Annotated in this window: 22 protein-coding genes and 1 rRNA gene; 19 read left to right on the plus strand and 4 right to left on the minus strand. The window is 67.7% G+C overall.

The features are described from left to right. Positions 1 to 91, plus strand: a 5S ribosomal RNA gene (gene rrf, locus ACFWO8_RS31350); the annotation flags it as partial. Between the two features lie 130 nt (positions 92 to 221). Here rrf and ACFWO8_RS31355 read toward each other — a convergent pair. Beyond that, positions 222 to 1814 (minus strand): hypothetical protein, encoded by a 1593-nt coding sequence (locus tag ACFWO8_RS31355; protein ID WP_378973053.1) that lies wholly within the window; start codon positions 1812 to 1814, stop codon positions 222 to 224. On the opposite strand from ACFWO8_RS31355, the gene ACFWO8_RS31360 reads away from it, so the two are divergent. The 6 genes from ACFWO8_RS31360 (at position 1704) to recN (ending at position 7899) form a co-directional block, all read left to right on the plus strand. Then, entirely contained in the window at positions 1704 to 2795 is a 1092-nt protein-coding gene (locus tag ACFWO8_RS31360; protein WP_378973013.1) for a hypothetical protein, read from the plus strand. The genes ACFWO8_RS31355 and ACFWO8_RS31360 overlap by 111 nt on opposite strands. Before the next feature lie 394 nt (positions 2796 to 3189). Beyond that, positions 3190 to 4083, plus strand: a complete 894-nt coding sequence (locus tag ACFWO8_RS31365) for an HAD-IIA family hydrolase (protein WP_378972641.1) — start codon at positions 3190 to 3192, stop codon at positions 4081 to 4083. Positions 4084 to 4096: 13 nt separating this feature from the next. Next, positions 4097 to 4381: a hypothetical protein gene (locus ACFWO8_RS31370; RefSeq protein ID WP_378972647.1), complete on the plus strand. Its 285-nt coding sequence runs from the start codon at positions 4097 to 4099 to the stop codon at positions 4379 to 4381. Position 4382: 1 nt separating this feature from the next. Further along, entirely contained in the window at positions 4383 to 5204 is an 822-nt protein-coding gene (locus ACFWO8_RS31375; RefSeq protein ID WP_378972657.1) for a TlyA family RNA methyltransferase, read from the plus strand. Then, positions 5201 to 6130 (plus strand): NAD kinase, encoded by a 930-nt coding sequence (locus tag ACFWO8_RS31380; protein ID WP_378972661.1) that lies wholly within the window; start codon positions 5201 to 5203, stop codon positions 6128 to 6130. The genes ACFWO8_RS31375 and ACFWO8_RS31380 overlap by 4 nt, the downstream gene beginning before the upstream one ends. Beyond that, positions 6130 to 7899, plus strand: a complete 1770-nt coding sequence (recN, locus tag ACFWO8_RS31385) for a DNA repair protein RecN (RefSeq protein ID WP_378972666.1) — start codon at positions 6130 to 6132, stop codon at positions 7897 to 7899. Before ACFWO8_RS31380 ends, recN begins: the two co-directional genes overlap by 1 nt. A gap of 185 nt (positions 7900 to 8084) precedes the next feature. Here recN and ACFWO8_RS31390 read toward each other — a convergent pair whose 3' ends face one another. The 3 genes from ACFWO8_RS31390 to ACFWO8_RS31400 all read right to left on the minus strand — a co-directional run bounded on the left by ACFWO8_RS31390 (position 8085) and on the right by ACFWO8_RS31400 (position 10168). Continuing rightward, positions 8085 to 8504, minus strand: coding sequence for an SRPBCC family protein (locus tag ACFWO8_RS31390; RefSeq protein WP_378972671.1), 420 nt, complete (start codon positions 8502 to 8504; stop codon positions 8085 to 8087). 91 nt (positions 8505 to 8595) lie between these two features. Continuing rightward, entirely contained in the window at positions 8596 to 9744 is a 1149-nt protein-coding gene (locus tag ACFWO8_RS31395; RefSeq protein ID WP_378972675.1) for a zinc-binding dehydrogenase, read from the minus strand. Then, complete coding sequence (locus tag ACFWO8_RS31400) at positions 9737 to 10168, minus strand: 4-oxalocrotonate tautomerase family protein (RefSeq protein WP_378972680.1); 432 nt, start codon at positions 10166 to 10168, stop codon at positions 9737 to 9739. Before ACFWO8_RS31400 ends, ACFWO8_RS31395 begins: the two co-directional genes overlap by 8 nt. Before the next feature lie 95 nt (positions 10169 to 10263). Between ACFWO8_RS31400 and ACFWO8_RS31405 the strand changes: the two genes are divergently transcribed. The 12 genes from ACFWO8_RS31405 to der all read left to right on the plus strand — a co-directional run bounded on the left by ACFWO8_RS31405 (position 10264) and on the right by der (position 23093). Next, positions 10264 to 10857, plus strand: a complete 594-nt coding sequence (locus tag ACFWO8_RS31405) for a TetR/AcrR family transcriptional regulator (RefSeq protein WP_378972685.1) — start codon at positions 10264 to 10266, stop codon at positions 10855 to 10857. 204 nt (positions 10858 to 11061) lie between these two features. After that, positions 11062 to 12261: a putative cytokinetic ring protein SteA gene (gene steA, locus ACFWO8_RS31410; RefSeq protein WP_378972703.1), complete on the plus strand. Its 1200-nt coding sequence runs from the start codon at positions 11062 to 11064 to the stop codon at positions 12259 to 12261. Further along, positions 12258 to 13199: a copper transporter gene (locus ACFWO8_RS31415; RefSeq protein ID WP_378973022.1), complete on the plus strand. Its 942-nt coding sequence runs from the start codon at positions 12258 to 12260 to the stop codon at positions 13197 to 13199. The genes steA and ACFWO8_RS31415 overlap by 4 nt, the downstream gene beginning before the upstream one ends. Before the next feature lie 204 nt (positions 13200 to 13403). Beyond that, positions 13404 to 15125 (plus strand): CTP synthase, encoded by a 1722-nt coding sequence (locus ACFWO8_RS31420; RefSeq protein WP_378972706.1) that lies wholly within the window; start codon positions 13404 to 13406, stop codon positions 15123 to 15125. A gap of 21 nt (positions 15126 to 15146) precedes the next feature. Then, a complete protein-coding gene (locus ACFWO8_RS31425; RefSeq protein ID WP_378972710.1) occupies positions 15147 to 15812 on the plus strand; it encodes an NUDIX domain-containing protein in 666 nt (221 codons plus the stop codon). Between the two features lie 72 nt (positions 15813 to 15884). Next, positions 15885 to 16817, plus strand: coding sequence for a site-specific tyrosine recombinase XerD (xerD, locus tag ACFWO8_RS31430; RefSeq protein ID WP_378972715.1), 933 nt, complete (start codon positions 15885 to 15887; stop codon positions 16815 to 16817). 249 nt (positions 16818 to 17066) lie between these two features. Then, on the plus strand, positions 17067 to 17900 hold the full coding sequence (locus tag ACFWO8_RS31435; protein ID WP_378917330.1) for a ParA family protein: 834 nt from the start codon (positions 17067 to 17069) through the stop codon (positions 17898 to 17900). Beyond that, positions 17897 to 18781 carry a segregation and condensation protein A gene (locus ACFWO8_RS31440; RefSeq protein WP_378972724.1) on the plus strand — a complete coding sequence of 295 codons (885 nt, stop codon included), beginning with the start codon at positions 17897 to 17899 and terminating at the stop codon, positions 18779 to 18781. The genes ACFWO8_RS31435 and ACFWO8_RS31440 overlap by 4 nt, the downstream gene beginning before the upstream one ends. 70 nt (positions 18782 to 18851) lie before the next feature. Then, positions 18852 to 19508 (plus strand): SMC-Scp complex subunit ScpB, encoded by a 657-nt coding sequence (gene scpB, locus ACFWO8_RS31445; RefSeq protein WP_378972736.1) that lies wholly within the window; start codon positions 18852 to 18854, stop codon positions 19506 to 19508. 8 nt (positions 19509 to 19516) lie between these two features. Further along, positions 19517 to 20938 (plus strand): pseudouridine synthase, encoded by a 1422-nt coding sequence (locus ACFWO8_RS31450; RefSeq protein WP_378972741.1) that lies wholly within the window; start codon positions 19517 to 19519, stop codon positions 20936 to 20938. 38 nt (positions 20939 to 20976) lie between these two features. Beyond that, positions 20977 to 21681 (plus strand): (d)CMP kinase, encoded by a 705-nt coding sequence (gene cmk, locus ACFWO8_RS31455; RefSeq protein ID WP_378973035.1) that lies wholly within the window; start codon positions 20977 to 20979, stop codon positions 21679 to 21681. Continuing rightward, on the plus strand, positions 21678 to 23093 hold the full coding sequence (gene der / locus ACFWO8_RS31460; RefSeq protein WP_378972749.1) for a ribosome biogenesis GTPase Der: 1416 nt from the start codon (positions 21678 to 21680) through the stop codon (positions 23091 to 23093). Before cmk ends, der begins: the two co-directional genes overlap by 4 nt. Positions 23094 to 23103: the final 10 nt, after the last annotated feature.

Genomic DNA, 23103 nt, shown 5'->3' on the forward strand with positions numbered 1-23103 from the left:
GCCCGGTCCCATTCCGAACCCGGAAGCTAAGGCCACCTGCGCCGATGGTACTGCACTCGACAGGGTGTGGGAGAGTAGGACACTGCCGGAACATCCTTCGCGATAGGGGACCCTTATTTGGGTCCCCTATCGGCGTTTGTGGACTCGATACGAGTTCGGTACGCCAGGCGGACGATGCCCCGTCCTTCGTCCGTGGTTGAATTCTTAGTGGCGGGGCCATGTCAACACTCCCCGGAGGCCGGGGAACCTAGAGAGGGATCGCCGTGTCGGAACACAACGACGGACGGAAGCCTTTCCGCCGGGACGGAGACGCCCCCGGTTTCGGCCGGCGAGGCGAACCGACCGATCGCCCCCGCGGCGGACACGGTGACAATCGCGGCTCTGGCCGTGGCGAAGGCGGCGGATTCCGTCGTGACGACGCCGGCCGAGGAAGCAGCGCCGGTCGTGGTGGTTCCGATCGTGGCAGCTCCGATCGGGGTGGATTCAAGCGCAATGACAGTGGCGACCGTGGCGGCTATCCGCGCCGCGATGACGCCGGTCGTAGCAGCTCCAATGATCGTGGTGGATACCGCGGCAACAACGACGACCGTCCGCGCGGTGGTTCGGATCGTGGCGGCTCCTCCGATCGCGGTGGCTACCAGCGTCGCGACGACAGCAACAAGGGTGGCTACCCCAAGCGCGACGACGCTGGTCGCGGCGGCTACCCCAAGCGTGACGACGATCGCGGTGGATTCAAGCGCGGCGACAGTGGCGATCGTGGCGGTTACCAGCGCAGCGACAGCGGCGAACGTGGCGGTTACCAGCGCAGCGACAGCGGCGAACGTGGCGGTTACCAGCGCCGCGATGACGCCGGTCGTGGCGGCTCCGGCGATCGTGGTGGATTCAAGCGTCATGAAGGCGGCGACCGTTCTGCCGGTGGATTCGATCGCGGCGGTGATCGTGGTGGATACCGCGGCAACAATGACGATCGTCCCCGTGGCGGTTCGGGCGGGGGGTTCCGTCGCGGCGAAGGCGGCGACCGTTCGCGCGGCAGCTCCGATCGCGGCAGTGACCGTGGTGGCTTCCGTCGCAGTGACAGCGACGATCGCTCGCGCGGTGTTTCGGATCGTGGCGGTTACCCCAAGCGCGACGACAAGGGTGGTTACCCGCGTCGTGACGACAGCAACAAGGGCGGCTACCCGCGTCGCGACGACGATCGCGGGCCCCGACGGGACGACGATCGTGGTCGCGGCGGCTTCAAGCGAGATACCCGCGCTGGTGGCGGTCAGGGACGGTTTGTCGGCGAGGACGGCAAGCCGCTCAACGGCACCTACCGTGAGAAGCGCACTGAGCGCGAAAGTGATGTGCTCGGCGTCGTCTCGGCAGCGGCTGCTTCCGATATCGAAGAGTCGACCATCGAACCCCGCGACAGCACGGTCTCGGCCGGCGCATCGGACAACACCTCCGAAGCAGCGAGCGACAAGTCGGCAGGGTCCACTGAGCAGTCCGAGGACGCAGCGACCGAGCGCCCGGAGCCGAGTGCGGCTCGGGTAGCCGACGTCGACAACACGACCGCTGAAGGTGCGACCGCCGATGGTGGCGCGGACGACCGTCACCGTGGCACGGATCGCGACGATCTTCCCCGTGACGAGTCGGATAACGGCCGCACGCGCGGTGACTCGTATCTCGACGACCGGTCTCGTACCGCAGATCGCGACGAAAGCTTGCATGACGCAGATCGCGACGACAGTTCGCGTGGCGCCTCGGATCTTGACGACCAGTCGCGTACCGCGGTCGACGGTGAGCGCGCCTCGGACCGTGACGAAAGCCCGCATAGCGTCGATCGTGACGACCGTGTCCGTACCGAGTCGGACCGCGACGACCGCTCGCGGGGAGCCGATCGAGACGACCGTTCCAGCGGGTCGGATCGTGACGATCGTGCCCGCGCCGACTCCGATCGCGGCGAGCGGCGTGGATTCGCTGATCGCGGTGTTCGTTCGGACCGTGACGACCGCCCGCGTAGCGGCGCGGCCTCCGGTGGTGCGGGGCGGTCCGGTGACTTCGGCGGCGATGATCGCCGACGTGGCGGTGAAGGTGCTCGTGCTGCGGGTGGCCGCCCGGATGATCGCCGTGCGGCTCGTCCCGAGGAGCCCGATCTGCCCGAGGACGTGCAGGCTTCCGATCTGGATCCGGCCGTGCGCCGCGACCTGCTGAGCCTGGACAAGAACAACGCCGATTCGGTGGCCCGGCACATGGTGATGGCCGTCGAGCTGCTCGAAGACGACCCGCGCCTGGCCCTGGCACACGCTCGGGCCGCGCGGCAGCGTGCGGGCCGCATCGCGGTGGTTCGTGAGACCGCCGGTGTGGTGGCCTACCACGCCGAGGAGTGGGCCGAGGCACTGTCGGAGCTGCGGACCGCACGGCGCATGTCGGGCGGTGCCGGGCTGCTCGCGGTGATGGCGGACTGCGAGCGCGGTCTCGGCAGGCCGGAACGGGCCATCGAGCTCGGTCGCAGCGAGGAAGCGCAGACGCTCACCGGTGACGAAGCCGCCGAGCTGCGCATGGTGGTCGCAGGCGCCAGAATGGATCTGGGTCAGTTCGACCAGGCCGTGGTGACGCTGCAGGCTTCCGATCTGGATCCGTCGCGCACCGGTTCCGCCGCCGCGCGGCTGTTCTACGCCTACGCCGATGCATTGGTGGCGGCAGGTCGGACCGATGACGGTCTGCAGTGGTTCCTCAATGCCGCGGCCGCCGATCTCGACGACGAAACCGATGCCGAGGAACGGGCAACCGAACTCACCGGCGACGCGCAGTAGACAGCACACGGCCGCAGGCAGGGGACCTTCATGAGGTTCCCGGCCTGCGGCCTTCTTCATGCTGGAGCGTGTTCGGGCGGGCCCTGTCGAACAAGCAGGTGTGAGTAAGCGGGCGGTCCCATGGACCATCCGACGCCCTCGGCTCTGCGCCGAACAGTGGTCCGGTATGGCCACGCGGGAACCGCTGAGTGCCATCAACATCGGTCGATGATCCCGTCCGCGACGCGCGGGACTTCGACGTGGAACCAGGCACACTGCGCCCGAACACGTGCCACATGCTCGATCATGAAGGGTGCGAGCGCTATTCGACAGCCGAGGAGAACCGAAGCTGTCGGTGCCTACGCTTAGGGTCGCGGATGTGTTCGACCCGGCAGTGACGACGGAGTGAGGGTGGATGAACCGGCTGCGCGATCAATATGACGCTTTGCTGCTCGACCTGGACGGAACGCTGTACCGCGGACCCGAGGTCATCGAAGGCGCTCCCACAGCGCTTGTACCGGACGGTGCTTCGGCCCAACGTTTGGTCTACGTCACCAACAACGCCGCGCGCGGCCCCGGTGCCGTGGCGCACCACCTGGACGAGCTCGGCTACCCGGCCACCGCAGCTGACGTGGTGACCAGTGCGCAAGCCGCCGCCCGCATGCTGTCCGAACGGCTGAGCCCCGGTGACAGGGTGCTCGTCGTCGGAACCGACGATCTGGCCGCGGAGGTGAAGGCCGTCGGCCTCGACCCCATCCGCCGGTTCGGCGACACCCCACCGGCCGCGGTCGTGCAAGGCCACTCGCCGACAACCGCGTGGCCCGACCTCGCCGAAGCCGCCTACGCCTTACGCGCCGACGCGCTGTGGATCGCCGCCAATACCGACCGCACCCTGCCCAACGAGCGTGGCCTCGCCCCTGGCAACGGCTCGATGGTCGCTGCCCTTGCCACCGCCTCCGATCGTGAACCCCTCGTCGCGGGCAAGCCCTACGCGCCGCTGATGGAAGACGCTATCGAGCGAGCGGGCACCCGGCGCGCCCTGGTTGTCGGCGACCGTCTCGACACCGATATCGAGGGCGCCAACGGCCTCGGCCTCGACTCGCTGCTGGTGCTGACCGGAGTCAGCACGCTCGACGAGGTGATCGGCGCACCCGCAGCCCGGATCCCTACCTTCATCGCCGCCACCCTCGACGCCCTCAACGACGCCGTCGTGGCCGAGCCCGCCGCTCCTGCGGACATCGCGGAACTGTTGCGACAGTATCCCGGCCGGGCGGTACGGGTGCGCGCGGCCGATTCGGAAATCCGATAGCGTTGACGTCACGATGAGTACTGCGAGTTCACCGCCGAACGGCGCGCCACAGCCACCCCGGCCCGGGATTCCCGTGCCGGGCGCTCACCTGCCCGGCGTCCCGGCACCTCAGGAACCGGCCGATCCGAGCAGGATCAAGGCCGACGTCGATGCACTGCTCGCCGAGCTCGGCCCGCGTCCCGCCGTGAGCCCGGCGGAGAACACCGAGACCGGTGCCGACATCACCCGCCGTGCGCGCATCCTCGAGCAGGCGCACGACGTCCTGGTGGACGCGCTGGCGACAGTGGACAAGATCTGAGGTGGCCAGGCGAGCGCGCGTGGACGCTGAACTGGTTCGCCGCGGATTGGCGCGATCGCGAGAACACGCGGTCGAACTGATCAGCGCGGGCCGCGTCCTGATTGCCGGAACTGTCGCCGTGAAACCCGCGACGGCCGTGGAGACGGGAACCCCGCTGATCGTGCGGGAAGAACCCGACGAGGTGTCGTGGGCCTCGCGTGGTGCGCACAAACTGCTCGGCGCACTCGAGGCGTTCGAACCCGAGGGGCTCAGCATCGCGGGTAAGCGGTGTCTGGACGCGGGCGCGTCGACCGGCGGGTTCACCGATGTGCTGCTCAACAAGGGCGCGCGCGAAGTGGTCGCGGTCGACGTCGGCTACGGCCAACTGATCTGGCGACTGCAGAACGACGACCGGGTCCGGGTGTTCGACCGCACCAACGTGCGCAACATCACCCCCGAATCCATCAGCGGCACAGTCGAAATCGTCGTCGGCGACCTGTCGTTCATTTCGCTCGGGCTCGTGCTGCCTGCCTTGGCTGCCTGCGCGGCCGACGGTGCTGATCTGCTGCCGATGGTGAAACCACAGTTCGAGGTCGGCAAAGACCGCGTCGGCTCGGGCGGGGTGGTGCGTGACCCGGCGTTGCGAACCGAAGTGGTGTGCGAGGTGGCCAACGCCGCGGCCGCGCTCGGACTGCGCACCCTTGGTGTGGTCGCCAGTCCGCTGCCGGGTCCGTCGGGCAATGTCGAGTACTTCCTGTGGCTGCGCAAGGTCGGCCCGTTCGACTACGACGCCGAACAGGTGCGGGCGCTGGTCGCGCACGCTGTCGAGGAGGGTCCGCAGTGAGTACGCACGCCGGCGGCAGGGAGATCCTGCTCGTCGCCCATCCCGGCCGCGCGGAAATCATCGAGACCGCGCACCGGGTGGCGAAGATCTTCGCCGAAGCGGGCATCTGCCTGCGGGTGCTGGCCGACGAGGCCGACAGCACCCGGTTCTCCGACGAAGCCGGGTACCCGGTACGCGTGGTGCCGCACAGCCCGTCCGCGGCGCAGGGCTGTGAGATGGTGCTCGCCCTCGGCGGTGACGGCACCTTCCTGCGCGCGGCCGAACTCGGCAGGCCCGCGGGCGTGCCGGTGCTCGGAATCAACCTGGGCCGCATCGGCTTTCTCACCGAAGCCGAGGCCGAGAACCTCGACGAGGCACTCTCGCAGGTGGTCGATCGCGACTACCAGGTGGAAGACCGGATGACCATCGACGTCACCGTGCGCGTCGACGACACGATCGTCGAACGTGGCTGGGCGCTCAACGAGGCCAGCCTCGAGAACGCGCAGCGGATGGGTGTGCTGGAAGTGGTGCTCGAAGTGGACGGGCGGCCCGTCTCGGCGTTCGGCTGCGACGGCATCCTCATTTCCACCCCCACCGGGTCGACCGCCTACGCGTTCTCGGCGGGCGGGCCGGTGGTGTGGCCCGAACTCGAGGCGATGTTGGTGATCCCGAGCAACGCCCACGCATTGTTCGCGCGGCCACTGGTGACCAGCCCGGAATCGCTCATCGCGGTGGAAACCGTGGCGACCGGGCACGATGCGATCGTGTTCCTCGACGGCAGGCGCACTCTCGCGTTACCGCGTGGCGGCCGCGCCGAAGTGGTGCGCGGCGAACGGCCGGTACGTTGGGTGCGGCTCGATTCGGCGCCCTTCGCCGACCGGATGGTGCGCAAGTTCCGGCTGCCGGTCACCGGCTGGCGGGGCAGACAGCGAACGGAAGAGCACTGATGCTGACAGAGATCAGGATTGACGGACTCGGTGTCATCTCGACGGCCACCGCACAGTTCCATGCCGGTCTGACCGTGCTCACCGGCGAGACCGGTGCGGGCAAGACCATGGTTGTCACCAGCCTGCACCTGCTCAGTGGTGCTCGCGCTGACGCGGGTCGAGTACGCCTCGGCGCGGCGAAAGCCGTGGTGGAGGGCCGTTTCGTCGTCGACGACGTGAACGAGGCAGCGCGCGCGGCGGTCGGGGAAGTGCTGGAATCGGCGGGCGCCGAAGCCGACGAGGACGGCAGCGTGATCGCGGTCCGCACCGTCAACAGCGACGGACGCTCGCGCGCACACCTGGGTGGGCGCGGGGTGCCCGCCGCGGTGCTCGGCGAGTTCACCTCCCGGCTGCTGACCGTGCACGGACAAAACGACCAGTTGCGGTTGCAGCGGCCAGAACAGCAACTGTCGGCACTCGACCAATTCGCCGGCGACGGCGTCGCGGGACTGCTGCGCAAGTATCAAGTGCACCGTCGGTCCTGGCTGGACGCGCGCACCGAACTACTCGAACGCACCGCGCACAGTAGGGAATTGGCGCTAGAGGCCGATCGACTCAAGTATTCGCTCACCGAAATCGACGGCATCGCGCCCGAACCCGGTGAGGACACCCGCCTGGTCGCCGAGATCCGCAGGCTCAGCGATCTCGATTCGTTGCGCGAGGCCGGCGTCGCCGCGCACGAGTCACTGTCTGGTCCGACCGACGCACCGGCCGACGGCGGTGGCGTGCTCGATCTGCTCGGTGGTGCCCGCGCCCGCCTGGATTCCGCCGACGACCCAGCGCTGGCCGCGCTGGCTCCACGTCTGGGCGAGGCGATCGCGGTGGTGGTCGACGTGGCCACCGAACTCAGCAGCTATCTGTCGGAATTGCCGTCCGATCCCAGTGCGCTGGACTCGATGCTCAACCGTCAGGCCGAGCTCAAATCCCTGACTCGTAAATACGCGTCCGATATCGACGGCGTGATCGCGTGGGCCGACGAGTCGCGCTCGCGCCTGGATTCGCTCGATGTGTCCGAGGACGCGCTGGCCAAGCTGGCCGACGAGGTCGAGACCGCCGCGGGCAAGGTGCGGGAAGCGGCACGCAAACTCAGTGCCGCGCGCGCCAAGTCGGCGGGCAAGCTGGCGAGCGCGGTGAGTACCGAGCTCGGTGGCCTGGCGATGGGCAAGGCGCGCTTGGAAGTCCAAGTCCGTCCGCTACCGGCCAGTGCCCAGGATTCGGCGCCGCTCGAGATCGGCGGGGTGCAGCTACATGCCGGGTCCAACGGCTGCGATGAAGTGGAATTCCGGCTCTCCGCGCATTCCGGCGCGCAGTCGCTGCCGTTGAGCAAGAGCGCTTCCGGCGGTGAACTCTCGCGGGTGATGCTCGCACTCGAGGTGGTGCTCGCCGGGTCCGATCACGGCGCGACCATGGTGTTCGACGAGGTCGACGCCGGTGTCGGTGGCCGGGCCGCGGTGGAGATCGGCAAACGATTGGCGCGCCTGGCCCGCACCCACCAGGTCATCGTCGTGACCCACCTTCCACAGGTAGCGGCCTTCGCCGACACCCACCTGGTGGTGAACAAGTCCGACGACGGAAAAGGCAAGGTGGACAGCGGTGTTCGCACGCTGACCGACGACGAACGAGTAGTGGAACTGGCACGCATGCTCGCGGGTCTCGACGACACCGAGACCGGCCGTGCGCACGCGGAAGAACTACTCGAAACCGCGCGAGCTGAACGGCTACCTGCCTGAACCAGCGATCCCCGCAGCTCCGAGTCCGTCATGACGGCATTCCCCGCCCGGCACGACCCGACCTCGAGGAGGGCCCGCGACGCAGCGGCGGTTCGCGGCCGTCTCGCAGTTGCGGGCTCGAAGCGCATGCGCCGCAACTGCGGGACCGGCGGGGTCGCGAACTCGAGCGCGCCAGCGCTCCAGGATTACCGCAGGGCTTTGCGCACGCCGCCGATGAGCTGGTTGGTCAGCTGACGCAGGCCGAACTCGAGCACCGGCGCGGGCACGGGCAGCGACGGCTCGGACTCCATCGTGTACACCACGCGGGTGCCGCCCTCACTGGTATCGGCGAAGGTGATGATGCCGACATGGCGCTTGACCGGCGCACCCTTGACGATCTTGTATTCCATTCGCTCGCCGGGGACCAGCGCGGTGATCTCCTCGGTGACGCCTGCCTTGCCGAAGCCGAGCACGTGCTGGGCACCGACGCCGGTGGCCGGATCGCCCGCTTTGACGAGCTTGACCTGGACCGGCAGGTACGGGCTGACGCTCTCACGCTCGGTAAAGAGGCGGTAGACGATGTCGCGAGGTGCGTCGAAAACCGTCTCGACGGTGCTGCGTGCCATGTATGTGTCTCCTGTCCGAAATATCTGTGACCCGGAGCATACGGGTAGTTGTCGCGACCGTTCCGATCTGGCCGCCGTGGTGCGGTGCGTCCTATCCCTGATTCGTTTCGGCGGTGTGGACACGGTCACGGCGCAGGACCAGTTTGGTGGTGTGGGCCGTGTAGGCCTGGGGTGCGTCCTCCCAGTCGGCGGTGAGAGTGGTAACCAGCTCGGCTGGGAAGTCTTGTCGCGCAAGGAAATCTAGGAGTTCGGGCAGGACCGGTCGTACGTTGGAGACGCCGATCTTCAAGGTGGCGTCGTTGGCGTACATGTGCATGAGTGGAACCTTGGTGCCCGGCGGTAGGTAATAGCCGACGGGCTGGCAGAACCCGCCCGGAGCAAGCGAGCGCAGGGCGAGATCGACACCGGTGGCCGTCGATGTGCCCTCCACGGCGATGTCGTAGTCGCCGCGCGGGATATCGGAGTGCCGCAGACGGCGCTTCGAAGCCGCAGCAGATGCTCGGGCGCCGAGCTTTTCGGCGATTGCGAGTCGTTCGGGCCGGTGGTCGACATAGTCGACGACCTCCGCTCCGTGCCGGACCGCGAGACCTGCCGCATACAGTCCGATGCTCTGTGCGGCACCGCCGAGGACGAGGACCTTGCCTCCCGGGCGGTGCCGCAGCGGCGGGACGACGCAACGCCAGGCGTCGGCGAGGTTATCGCTAGCTGCCGCTACCCGGACGGGGTCGACGCCGGCGGGAACCGGCACGAGCATGTGGTCCGCGAAAGGGATGCGCAGCAGGTCGGCGACCATGCCGCCCCAGGAACCGCTCGCCGGTCCGAACCCGAAGGCCGCCAGCGTCGAGGTGCGGGTGGTGGTGCACTTCGCGGTGAGCCCCCTGAGGCATTCGCGGCAGTCGCCGCACGACACCGACCACGGGACCACGACCACATCACCACGGCGCAGCGTGGTGATGTCGGCGCCGACCTCGATCACCTCGGCGACGCACTCATGCCCGATCGCGAACGGCCCCTGGAACGGGACCGGCCCGCAAACACTCGCGACCGCCGGATCGATCAGTCCGGTTCGCAGGCCGAGTTGCATTGCCCGCGAGACGTGGCGGTGGATCGGCATCGTGTCGCCGTCGCAGCGCCCAGCGACAAATGGACGCACCAGCGCGTCGCGCGAATCCTGGAGCACCGGGGTCGGGCGTTCCCGCCACTCCAGGTGTCCGGTGCGGATGAACTGCAGCTCACGCATCCGCGCGCCGCCCCTGCGCGAGTGCGGCGAGTTCCTGGAACTTCACTATGGTGCCCGCCGCGCCCCAGGTGCCCTCGGGCTGGTCGTGGACGAGCACCCACACGCGCAGGGCATCAGCTTCGGTGAGGCCTGCCGCGGCGAGGATCAGGTCGGTGACCTCCTTGACGAGTCCGGCTTTGCGGCGCTCCGAGAGTCCACCCGCCGGAACTGTCACTTTCACCAGGAACCGGGCGAGCTCGTCTTCGAGTGCCGCGAAGCCGCCGTCGGCGACCTCCTCGATGCGGCACCAAGCCTGTGCGCGGAAGAACGCGTTGTCGGGCGCGCCTTCCCATTTCAGCAGCGCCGCGGGCAGCGACTTCATCAACTCGGCGCGCGCCTCGGCGGCCAGCGCCCCGGCGGGGCTGGTCAGATGAATCATCGGCATGATGCGCTCCTTCGGGCGGGGTCGGACATCTTATGACGCTCGTTATAATTATGGAACGCTACTATATGACGGTTGTTATAGCCAGGGAGGTGAGCGTGCCGAGCAAACCAGCGGATTCTCCGGATTCGCGCCAGAAGCTGGTGGTGGGTGCCGCCGACCTGATCCGTCGCCGCGGCCTCGGTGCTACGAGCGTGCGCGATCTAGCGAAACACGCGGGCGCGCCGTTGGGGTCGACCTATCACTACTTCCCCGGCGGCAAAACGCAACTGGCCACCGAGGCGGTCACCTACGCGGGCGACCTAACCGCGTCGGTGCTGGAGCGTGAGCTCGGCAATGGTCCCGTCGACGGGCTGAACGCCTTTCTTCGCATGTGGCGGAAGATCGTGGTGGACACTGACTTCCATGCGGGCTGTCCCGTCCTCGCAGTCTCCATCGAAGACTCGCCGGATGCCGAGGGGGCTCCTCGCGAAGCGGCAGCGGCGGCCTTCGTGAAGTGGGCCGAACTGCTCGCGATGTCGTTGTGCGCACACGGTGCCGAGCGGCCCGACGCGGAACGCACCGCCACCTTGATCATCGCCGCCGTCGAAGGAAGCGTGGCGATGTGTCGCGCGCAACGCAGCACCCAACCCCTTGATCGCATCACAGACCAGCTCGAACTCCTGGTGCAGATTGTGCTCAATGGCCGGTAGCGCTCAACCGCTCCGCTCCGGGCGAGCGTCGTGATCGGGGCGTTGATCGAGCTGTGGACGCCGAAAGCCGACCAGGATCGGCGACCGTGGTCTCAGGCCCGTGAACTCGGTAGCGGTGGCGTCGATCGGTCACAGTGACGAATGCGAGCGGTGGTTCGGCGCGCCTCCACCAAAGGTTGAGGGTTTCGCTTCATCATCGGCCCCATGAAGATGCCGGCGTTGTTGTCACGGAACACGGAAACGTTGCCCGGTGTCGCCGGGATCGCCCGGGTGGATCGCGATACCGGGCGATTGCTGAGGCGGGTCGGGCCGGGGGATGTGGTCGTCCTCGACCAGACCGACCTGGACCGCCACACCGCCGACCGGCTGGTCGAGGCGGGGGTGCTCGCGGTGATCAACACCTCCCCGTCGATTTCCGGGCGGTATCCCAATCTGGGACCGGAAGTGTTGGTGGCCAACGGGATCGTGCTGATGGACACGGTGTCCTCCGACGCGTTCGGCAGGATCAAGGACGGCGCCAAGGTTCGCATCGACGCCGGCATCGTCTACGCCGACAAGCTGACCAAGAAGGAACCCGAGGTTCTGGTCGAGGGCATCGAGTTCGACGAGTCGGCCATCGCCGACCGGATGATCGAGGCGCGCAACGGTCTTGCCGACCACCTCGACGCGTTCGCGGGCAACACCACCGAATTCGTGCGCACCGAGAGCGCACTGCTGATCGACGGTGTCGGGGTGCCCGATATCGAGCTGAACATGCGTAACCGGCATGTGGTCGTGATCGCCGACGGCTCCGGCCATCTCGCGGAGTTGCAGCGTCTCAAGCCGTTCATCAAGGAGTACGCGCCGATCCTGATCGGTGTCGGCAGCGGCGCCGACACGTTGCGCAAGCTCAAATACACGCCCGACCTGATCGTCGGCGATCCCGACGAAATCAGCACGGAGACATTGAAATCCGGCGCCGAGATGATCCTGCCCGCCGACACCGACGGGCACGCGAAGGGGCTGGAGCGGATCCAGGATCTCGGCATCGGTGCCACCACGTTCCCGTCCTCGGGTTCGCCGACCGACCTGGCACTGATGCTCGCCGATCATCACGGCGCGTCACTCATCGTGCTGGCGGGCGCCCCCGCGTCGCTCGAGGATTTCTTCGACCGTGGTCGTCGTGACAGCAACCCGGCCACCTTCCTGACCCGGTTGAAGGTCGGCGCGAAACTGGTGGACGCGAACGCGGTGTCGACCCTGTACCGCCACCGTTCCGCCGGTGCCGCGTTGGCGCTGGTGGTGCTGGCCGCGCTCGTGGCGATCGTGGTGGTGATCTTGGCCTCGCGCAACGGCTCCGAGGTACTGGACTGGGCGATCGAGTACTGGAACAGCTTCGTCCTGTGGGTGCGTGGTCTGCTGTGATCTCGCTGCGTCAGCACGCCATCTCGATCGCGGCGATCTTCCTCGCGCTCGCGGTCGGGGTGGTGCTCGGTTCACACACCCTCGCCGGCGACATGCTCGCGGGCCTGCGGTCGGACAAAACCGACCTGAACACCCAGGTAGACGCGCTGACCACCCAGAACGCCCAACTCGCCGCCCGTCTCGACGCCGCCGACCAGTTCATCGCGGGCTCGGCAGCCCGAATCCTGAACGGCACCCTGGCCGACCGCACGGTCGTCGTCCTCACCACCCCCGACGCCGACCCCGCCGATATCGACGGCGTGAGCGAGTCCCTGCGGACAGCAGGCGCCACAGTGACCGGCCGTATCGCCCTCACCGAGTCTTTCGTCGACGCGGGGGAGGGCGACCGCATGCGCTCCACCCTGACCAACATCGTCCCCGCGGGCGCTCAACTGAACACCGGCGCCGTAGACCAGGGCAGCCTCGCAGGCGACCTCCTCGGCCTTGCCCTGCTCCAAGACCCCACAACCAACCACCCCCGCAGCACCCCCCAGGAACTGTCCCTCATCCTCGAAACCCTCCGAGGCGGCGACTTCCTCACCTACACCGACCCCCCGACGAGACCCGCGCAACTAGCCGTGGTCATCACCGGCAACGGTGTCGAACCCGACACCGGCCAGGGCGCGACTATCGCCCGCTTCACCGGCGCCCTCCGAGCAAGAGCCGCGGGAACAGTCCTAGCAGGCCGCGCAGGCGCCGCCGAGAACAACGCCGCCATAGCCACCGTAAGAGCCCAGGCCCCCCTGTCAACAACAGTCACGACAGTCGACAACGTAGACCGCGAAATAGGCCGAGTAACAACAACACTCGCCCTGACAGAACAACTCACCGGCGGCGCAGGCCGCTACGGAACAGGCACATCAGCGACCTCCCTCACTCTGGTAGCCATGCCCCGCTGATTGAGAACCTCACCACCTTCCCGACGCGAGCTCCCGCGACTCGCACTCAGGACAGAACTCCTGATCTCGCAAGAACATGGGTAACTCACCGGGCACGTCCAGAAGTCTCGAACCCCTCTCCGCAGGCCCGGCAAACCAACACGCGGGCCCGCAAACGACCGGCAAAATACGCGGAGAGGCGGACTAGCGGTACAGTGGTGGTCCGTGGGTCATCAACGGAATCAGGCTAAGAATGCCACCAAGCACATCTTCGTGAGCGGTGGCGTCGCCTCCTCATTGGGTAAGGGTCTCACCGCCTCCAGCCTCGGTCAGCTCCTGACCGCGCGCGGCATGCGGGTGACGATGCAGAAGCTCGACCCGTATCTCAATGTCGATCCGGGCACCATGAACCCGTTCCAGCACGGCGAGGTGTTCGTCACCGAAGACGGCGCCGAGACCGACCTGGACGTGGGTCACTACGAACGTTTCCTCGATCGCGATCTCACGATGGACGCGAACGTGACCACGGGCCAGATCTATTCGACGGTGATCGCCAAGGAGCGTCGCGGCGAGTATCTGGGCGATACGGTGCAGGTCATTCCGCATATCACCGATGAGATCAAGAATCGCATCCTGGCGATGCAGGGTCCTGATCTCGAGGGGCATGTGCCGGATGTGGTGATCACCGAGATCGGTGGCACCGTCGGTGACATCGAGTCGCAGCCGTTCCTCGAGGCGGCCCGCCAGATCCGTCACGATGTGGGTCGCGACAATGTGTTCTTCCTGCATGTGTCGCTGGTGCCGTATCTGGCGCCCTCGGGTGAGCTCAAGACCAAGCCGACCCAGCATTCGGTGGCCGCGCTGCGCAATATCGGTATCCAGCCCGACGCGCTGATCCTGCGTTGTGACCGTGAGGTGCCGCAGGGTCTCAAGAACAAGATCGCGTTGATGTGTGACGTCGATGTGGAGGCGTGCATTTCCACGCCGGACGCGCCGTCGATCTACGACATCCCGAAGGTGCTGCACAGCGAGGGCCTCGATGCCTATGTGGTGCGCAAGCTCGGGCTGCCGTTCCGCGATGTGGATTGGGCGGTGTGGGGTGATCTGCTCGATCGCGTGCATTCTCCGCGCGAGACCGTCGAGGTGGCGCTGGTCGGCAAGTACGTCGATCTGCCCGATGCCTACCTGTCGGTGACCGAGGCGCTGCGTGCGGGTGGTTTCGCGCATCGTGCCAAGGTGAACATCCGCTGGGTGCCCTCGGACGAGTGCGAAACCGAAGCCGGTGCCATCGCGGCGCTGCGTGATGTCGACGCCGTGCTGATCCCCGGTGGATTCGGTATTCGCGGTATCGAGGGCAAGCTCGGCGCGATCGGCTACGCCCGCCACCGTGGTATCCCGCTGCTCGGCCTGTGCCTCGGTCTGCAGTGTGTGGTCATCGAGGCGGCGCGTTCGGTCGGTATCGCCGACGCGAACTCCGCGGAATTCGAGCCCGACACCAAGAATCCGGTGATCTCGACCATGGCCGATCAGGAAGACGTCGTCGCTGGTGAAGCCGATCTGGGTGGCACCATGCGCCTGGGTGCCTATCCCGCGACCTTGAAGAAGGGCTCGGTCGTCGCGCAGGCGTACGGGACCGAGAACGTGTCCGAGCGGCACCGGCACCGGTTCGAGGTGAACAACTCCTACCGCGCCGCCATCGCCAAGAGCGGGCTGGTCTTCTCCGGCACCTCGCCCGACGGGCACCTGGTGGAGTTCGTCGAATACCCGGCTTCGGTGCATCCGTTCTTCGTCGCCACCCAGGCGCATCCGGAGCTCAAGAGCCGTCCGACCCGGCCGCATCCGCTGTTCGCGGCGCTGATCAACGCCGCGTTGAAATACAAACTGGCCGAACGCCTTCCCGTAGACTTCCCGGAGGAAGAGCTCGCGGAGCAGGCCGCGGAAGCCTAGGAAAATCGGCGATAGGAACGCATGAGCGAGCCCGGTAGTCACGACTTCGAGACGGTGTCGAGCCGGGTGCTCTACAGCGGCGCGATCCTGGCCTTGCGCCAGGATCAGGTCAGGATGCCGGACGGGCGCGTCGCCGAGCGTGAGGTCATCGAGCATCACGGTGCTGTCGCGGTGCTCGCGCTCGACGACGACGGCAATGTGGTGCTGATCCGGCAGTATCGGCATCCGATCGGTACCCGGCTGCTGGAACTGCCTGCCGGGCTGCTCGATATCGAGGGTGAGGACCCGCTCACCGCGGCCAAGCGTGAGCTGGCCGAGGAGACGGGCCTCGCCGCCGCGCAGTGGTCGGTGCTGGTGGATGTGGCCTTGTCGCCGGGCTTCACCGACGAGGCGCTTCGGGTGTTCTTCGCGACCGGTCTCAGTGCCACCGACCGGCCCGATCCCGAGCACGAGGAAGCGGACCTGGAACTGGTGCGGATGCCGCTCGACGAGGCGGTGCGAGCCGCGCTCGCGGGGGAGATCGTGAACGCGACCGCGGTCGCCGGCGTGCTCGCTTATGCCGCGGCGCGGGCGGGCGGGGTGCCGATGCGCGCCGCCGACGCGCCGTGGCCCGGTCAGCCGACGACGTTCCTGCGGCGCAAGGCGGCCGATGCGCGGTCCGCACCGGCTCGCGGTAACCACGCGTGAGCACCGCGGCGGCCCGCGCTTCGGTGGCGGGTCCCGCCGCGGTGGTCGGCGGGGAGTAGACGGGGCAGTGGCGTGCTCGAGCGGGAGATAGACGCCTACTTCGACCATTTGGCGGTCGAGCGCGGAGCCGCGCGTAATACCCTCGGTGCCTACCGTCGTGATCTGGCCCGCTACCGGAATTTCCTCGCCGGTCGCGGCGTCGAGAGCTTGGGCGCGGTGGCCCAAGGCGACGTCGCCGAATTCACCATGGCGTTGCGTTCCGGCGGCACCGATCACCCCGCGCTGGCCGCCGGTTCGGTGGCGCGGGCGTTGATCGCGGTCCGCGGACTGCACCGGTTCGCCGCCGCCGAAGGCATCACCGACACCGATGTGGCGCACGCGGTGAAACCACCCGCGCCGGGTCGGCGGTTGCCCAAAGCGCTGCCCTACGACCAGGTTCTGCGACTTCTCGAGTCGGTGGGCGGCGAACCGGATGGCTCCGACGGGGGACCGCGCGGACTGCGCGACCGAGGTCTGCTGGAACTGCTCTACTCCACGGGCGCGCGGATCTCGGAAATGGTCGGGCTCGACGTCGACGATATCGACGCCGAGCAACGCTGTGTGGTGCTGCACGGTAAGGGCGGAAAACAGCGCCTCGTCCCGATCGGCCGCCCGGCCCTCGCCGCCGTCGACGCGTATCTGGTGCGCGGCCGTCCCACCCTCGCCGCGAGCGGAAAACGTTCCGGCGGAGCGCTTTTCCTCAATGCTCGCGGTGGCAGACTGTCCCGGCAGAGCGCATGGCAGGTGTTGCAGACCGCCGCCGAACGTGCCGGGATCGGGGCGACGGTCTCACCGCACACCCTGCGGCACTCCTTCGCCACCCACCTGCTCGACGGCGGCGCCGACGTGCGGGTGGTGCAGGAACTGCTCGGCCACGCTTCGGTGACCACGACCCAGATCTACACCCTCGTCACGGTGAGCACCCTGCGCGAAGTATGGGCCACCGCCCATCCGCGTGCCACGTGAACCGTACCCACCGGTACGCGCTGAGCAGGTATCGTGCGAACACGCCCGGCGTTGCCATGCCGTACCTCACCGGTCCGAGCGGTAGCGTCTACCCAGAGTTGGACGTACGAAAGCGAGCCGGTCCCGGATCGGCCTCGCTACCCTCGACAGGGGTTACCGGCAAGGAAAACGTATAAGGAGCAGCGGATCGTGACGACAGCGGAAACACCGTGGGACGGTGGACCGGACCAGGTCGCCGAGGCCGTCGAGATGGGCCCGACAGGCCGCCCGCTGCGACTGGTACCCGATCCACCCCAGGTCCAGCGACATGGCGACGCACTCGTCGTGGCGATGTGCAACCAGAAGGGCGGGGTCGGAAAAACCACCTCGACCATCAACCTCGGTGCGGCACTGGCCGAATACGGTCGCCGGGTGCTGCTCGTCGACCTCGACCCGCAGGGTGCGCTCTCGGCCGGGCTCGGTGTCGCACACCACGATCTCGAACTCACCGTGCACGACCTGCTGATCGGCGGTAAAGCCAAGGTCGACGACGTGCTCCAGACCACCAAGGTCGACGGCATGGACCTGTTACCCAGCAACATCGACCTGTCGGCCGCCGAGATCCAGCTGGTCAACGAGGTCGGCCGCGAACAGTCGCTCGGCCGCGCCCTCCACGATGTGCGAGATCGCTACGACTACATTCTCATCGACTGCCAGCCCTCGCTCGGCCTGCTCACGGTCAACGCGCTGGCCTGCTCCGACGGCGTGATCATTCCGATGGAATGTGAGTACTTCTCGCTGCGCGGCCTCGCCCTGCTCAACGACACCGTCGAGAAGGTGCGCGACCGGCTCAACCCACGGCTGAGCCTCTACGGCATCGTGGTCACCATGTTCGATGCGCGCCTGCTGCATTCGCGTCAGGTGATGTCACGCGTGGTCGAGGTGTTCGGTGATCTGGTCTACGACACCGCCATCTCGCGCACCGTGCGCTTCCCCGACGCGAGCGTGGCCGGTGAGCCGATCACCACCTGGTCGCCGAAATCGGGCGGCGCCGAGTCGTATCGAGCGATGGCACGTGAAGTCATCCACCGGTCTGGCCGGTGATCGGAGCTACACCTGCGGTGCAAGCAGTACCCGAAGACGCGGTGCCGGCCGCGGAGAAACCCGGTTTTCACTTGCGGCTCACCAATTTCGAGGGGCCGTTCGATCTGCTGCTGACGTTGATCAGCTCGCGCAAACTCGATGTCACCGAGATCGCGCTGCATCAGGTCACCGACGAATTCATCGCCTACACCAAGGCATTGACCGCCGAGCTGGCCGAGAACACCAAGCTGCGCGCGGACAAGATTCTCGATCAGACCACCGAATTCCTCGTCGTGGCCGCCACTTTGCTCGACCTCAAGGCCGCACGGCTGCTGCCGTCGGGCGAGATGACCGACGCCGACGACCTCGAACTCCTCGACGCTCGTGACCTGCTGTTCGCGCGGTTGCTGCAATACCGCGCGTTCAAGCAGGTGGCCGAGCTGCTCGCCGAGCTGGAAGCCGCGGCGCTGCGTCGGTATCCGCGCTCGGTGGCGCTCGAGGAACAGTTCGAGGGGCTGCTGCCCGAGGTCACCCTCGGGGTGGATATCGCCGCGTTCGCCGAGATCGCGGCGGCGGCGTTTCGACCACGCCCGATCGCCGAAGTCGGGCTCGGGCATCTGCACATGCACACCATCTCGGTCGCCGAACAGGCCGAGCTGGTGCTGGCGATGTTGAAGGAACGCGGGCCCGGCGGGTGGACGACGTTCGCCGAATTGGTGGTCGACTGCACAGTCCCGGTGGAAATCGTGGCGAGGTTTCTGGCGTTGCTGGAGTTGTATCGGGGCAAAACCATCGCTTTCGACCAACCCGATCCGCTCGGGCCTCTCGCGGTCAGTTGGCTAGGGGAGCTCGACCCGGACGCTGAGGCGGCGGCATTGACTTTCGAGGAGGACTACGGATGATCGGGTCAGGCCCGGAGGCGGTAGCGGAGCGTGACCACGGAGGGCCCTCGATCAGCCAGGAAGGCGCAGCATGACAGAGGCAGTGGCGGAATTCACCTCTGAGCCGCTAGACGACCTCGAATTGCGCTCGGCGCTCGAGGCGATGTTGCTCGTTGTCGACGCCCCGGCGCCGACAGAACAGCTGGCAGCGGCCCTGGACGACACCACAGAGCGCGTCGAGCCGGTGCTGCGCGCGATGGCGGCTGAGCTGTCCGCGCGGGGTAGCGGCATCGACCTGCGTTTCGTCGGTGACGGATGGCGCTTCTATACTCGACAGGAGTACGCGCCCTATGTCGAGCGGGTACTGCTCGACGGGGCCCGGACGAAACTGACCCGGGCCGCCTTGGAAACCTTGGCGGTAGTCGCCTACCGCCAGCCGGTGACCCGCATGCGGGTCAGCGCGGTCCGAGGAGTGAACGTCGACGGAGTGATGCGCACGCTGCTGGCCAGAGGCTTGATCGCGGAAGCGGGTCAGGACCCCGAAACCAACGGCACGTTGTACCGCACCACCGAGTTGTTCCTCGAACGGATCGGGCTCGCCTCACTCGGCGACCTGCCACTGCTGGCGCCGCTGCTTCCCGGCGTCGATCTGATCGACGAGATCAGCGAGAGCCTGGAAACCGATCCGCGGTTCACCAGGCTGAAGAAACCCGCCGAGTCCGACATGGATCTCGGCACTGACGATTGACAGGACAGATGAATAATTCCGCTCGCCGAGATGGCACACCGGATCGAAGAAATCGCAGCGACCAGCCCCGAAGTGGCGCGAATCGAACCGCGGGTAACCGTGGCGAGGGTGCGCGCACCGGGCAGGGTGGCTCCCGCGCAGCGGCACCCGGCCGCCGCGGCACCGGCGCGGGTGGCTTCCAGCGCGGTAATCAGACAGCTGCCCGGTCCGCCGGTAGCTTCCAGCGTGACGCCGAGTCCGGTGGTCGTCGTGGTTCCACCGGCGGTGGCTACCAGCGTGACGATCGTCGCGGCGCGTCTACCGGTGGCTACCAGCGTGATGACCGACGTGGCGCCCCGACCGGTGGTGACCGTCGCGGAGCCTCCTCCGGTTACCAGCGTGATGATCGTCGCGGCGCCCCTGCCGGTGGCGACCGTCGTGGCCCGTCTGCCGGTGGCTACCAGCGTGACGACCGCCGCAGCCCCGGTGCCGCCAGCGGTGGCGGCTACCCACGTGGTGACGCCGATCGCGGACAGCGTGGTGGCACGGCTGGTCAGCGCAGCGGCGCTCCGGCCGGCGCCCAGGCCTTCGCGGCTCGCAAGAAGACCGCGAAGCCGCAGAAGAAGGTCGTCGCTCCGACGATCCTGAACAACGCCAAGCCCGCGCGGCACCAGCACTCCGACGTCACCGAGGGCCCCAAGAAGCTCCCATGGGGCGAAGGCGAACGCCTGCAGAAGGTCCTCGCCAAGGCGGGCGTGGCTTCGCGCCGGGCCGCCGAGGAGATGATCGCCGCCGGTCGCGTCGAGGTCGACGGCAAGATCGTGCGTGAGCAGGGTCTGCGCATCGACGCCGAGAACGCGGTGGTGCGCGTCGACGGCACCCGCGTGGTCGTGCGCGACGAACTGGTGCACCTGGTGCTGAACAAGCCCAAGGGCTGGCAGTCCACCATGTCCGACGATCTGGGGCGCCCCTGCGTCGGCGATATCATCGCCGAGCGGATCGCCGCCGGTCAGCGCCTGTTCCACGTCGGGCGTCTCGATGCCGACACCGAGGGCCTGCTACTTGTCACCAATGACGGCGAGATGGCGCATCGACTGATGCACCCCTCGTTCGAGGTGCCCAAGACCTACCTGGCCACCGTCGACGGTGAGGTGAACTACCGCTTGGTCGGTAAGCGCCTGCGCGAAGGCGTCGAGCTCGAGGACGGGCCGGCCAAGGTCGACAAGTTCATGGTGCTCGAGGCCTACCAGGGCCGGTCGCTGGTGAAGCTCGTGTTGCACGAGGGCCGCAAGCACATCGTGCGTAGGCTCCTCGACGAGGTCGGCCACCCGGTGATCCGGCTGGTGCGTACCCACCTCGGCCCGGTGGCTCTGGGTGACCAGCGTCCCGGCACGCTGCGGGTGCTCGGCCGCGACGAGATCGGCAAACTCTACGAGGCGGTACAGCTGTGAACGGTGTGGACTTTCCCTTGGAGTTCGCCGGCGACCGGATGACCGGTGACGCGACGCTCGTCGTCGCGATGGACGGACCCTCCGGCACCGGCAAGTCCAGCGTGTCGCGTCGTCTCGCGGCGCGCCTCGGCGCCCGCTACCTCGACACCGGTGCCATGTACCGGGTCGCGACGCTGCGCGTGCTGCGCTCGGGTGTGGAGCTGACCGATGCGGTCGCGATCGCGGAAACCGTTGCGGCACTGCCGCTTTCCATCGGCACCGATCCCAGCCATGAGGTCGTCGAACTCGACGGGGAAGACGTCTCGGACGAGATCCGCGGCGACGCCGTCACCAAGGCCGTCTCGGCGGTTTCCGCGGTGGCGCAGGTGCGCGAGCAGCTCGTCGCCCTGCAGCGTGAGATCGCGGCGATGTCGGGACGCATCGTGGTCGAAGGCCGCGATATCGGCACCGTCGTGCTCACCGGCGCCGACGCCAAGATCTATCTCACCGCCTCCGCGGAGGCACGCGCCGAGCGGCGCAATGCTCAGAACATCCGCGAGGGCCGCGGCGACGATTACGCGGCCGTGCTGGCCGACGTGCAGCGCCGCGACACCCTCGACTCCACCCGCACAGTGTCGCCGTTGCGCCCCGCCGCCGACGCGGTGCTCGTCGACACCAGTGATCTGACGATGGCGCAGACCATCGAGGAGCTGTATCGCGTGGTGGCTCAGCAGCTTTCGGCCACGACAGGAGGTCCGCGATGATCGAAGAGATTCTCGTAGGCGACGGAACCTGGACCGACGAGTCCGAATGGGAAGTCCTCGATATCGATGGGGACGGTGACGGCGAACAGCACATCGCGATGCCGACGCTGGCCGTGGTCGGGCGCCCCAATGTGGGTAAGTCGACCCTGGTCAACCGCATCCTCGGCCGACGCGAAGCGGTGGTCGAAGACGTTCCCGGGGTGACCCGTGACCGCATTTCGTACGAGGCCAACTGGGCCGGGCGCCGCTTCATGGTGCAGGACACCGGCGGTTGGGAGCCCGACGCCAAGGGCCTGCAAGCCCATGTCGCGCGCCAGGCAGAGGTGGCGATGGCGACCGCTGACGCGATCCTGCTCGTCGTCGACGCCACGGTCGGCGCGACCACCACCGACGAGGCCGCGGTGCGCAAGCTGCGCCGCTCCAAGATCCCGGTGATCCTGGTGGCCAACAAGGTCGACGATCAGAAGGTCGAACTCGAGGCTGCCTCGCTGTGGTCGCTCGGGCTCGGCGAGCCGCGCATGGTCTCGGCCGCGCACGGCCGTGGCACCGGTGACCTGCTCGACGACGTGCTCAGCGCGCTGCCGGAGACCCCGCGTGAAGGCACCGCTGTCGCGGGTCCGCGTCGCGTGGCGCTGGTCGGCAAGCCGAACGTCGGCAAGTCCAGCCTGCTCAACAAGCTGGCGGGCGACGAGCGTTCGGTGGTCCACGATGTCGCGGGCACCACCGTCGACCCGGTCGACTCGCTGGTCGAGCTGGGCGGCAAGACCTGGAAGTTCGTCGACACTGCCGGTCTGCGCCGCAAGGTCTCCAATGCCACCGGCACCGAGTTCTACGCGTCGCTGCGGACGAAGTCGGCGCTGGAGGCCTCCGAGGTCGCGATCATGCTCGTCGACGCCTCGGTGCCGATCACCGAGCAGGACCTGCGCGTGATCAGCCTGGTCGCTGAATCCGGTCGCGCGCTGGTGCTGGCGTTCAACAAGTGGGACCTGGTCGACGAGGACCGCCGCTACATGCTCGAGAAAGAGATCGATCGCGATCTGGTGCGGGTGCCGTGGGCGCAGCGGGTCAACATCTCCGCCCACACCGGCCGCGCCGTGGCGAAGCTGGTGCCGCAGATGGAAACCGCGCTCGAGTCCTGGGACAAGCGCATCTCCACCGGCCGCCTCAACACCTGGCTGAAGGAAGTCATCGCGGCCACTCCGCCGCCGATGCGTGGCGGCCGTCAGCCCCGCGTCATGTTCGCCACCCAGGCGGGCACCCGTCCGCCGACGTTCGTGCTGTTCACCACCGGGTTCCTCGAGGCAGGCTACCGCCGCTTCCTGGAGCGCCGCCTGCGTGAGGAGTTCGGCTTCGACGGTTCGCCGGTGCGCATTTCGGTGCGCGTGCGCGAGAAGAAGGAACGCAAGAAGTAATTCGAGTGTC

The sequence above is a fragment of the Nocardia sp. NPDC058480 genome, assembly GCF_042720495.1.
Taxonomy (GTDB): Bacteria; Actinomycetota; Actinomycetes; order Mycobacteriales; family Mycobacteriaceae; genus Nocardia.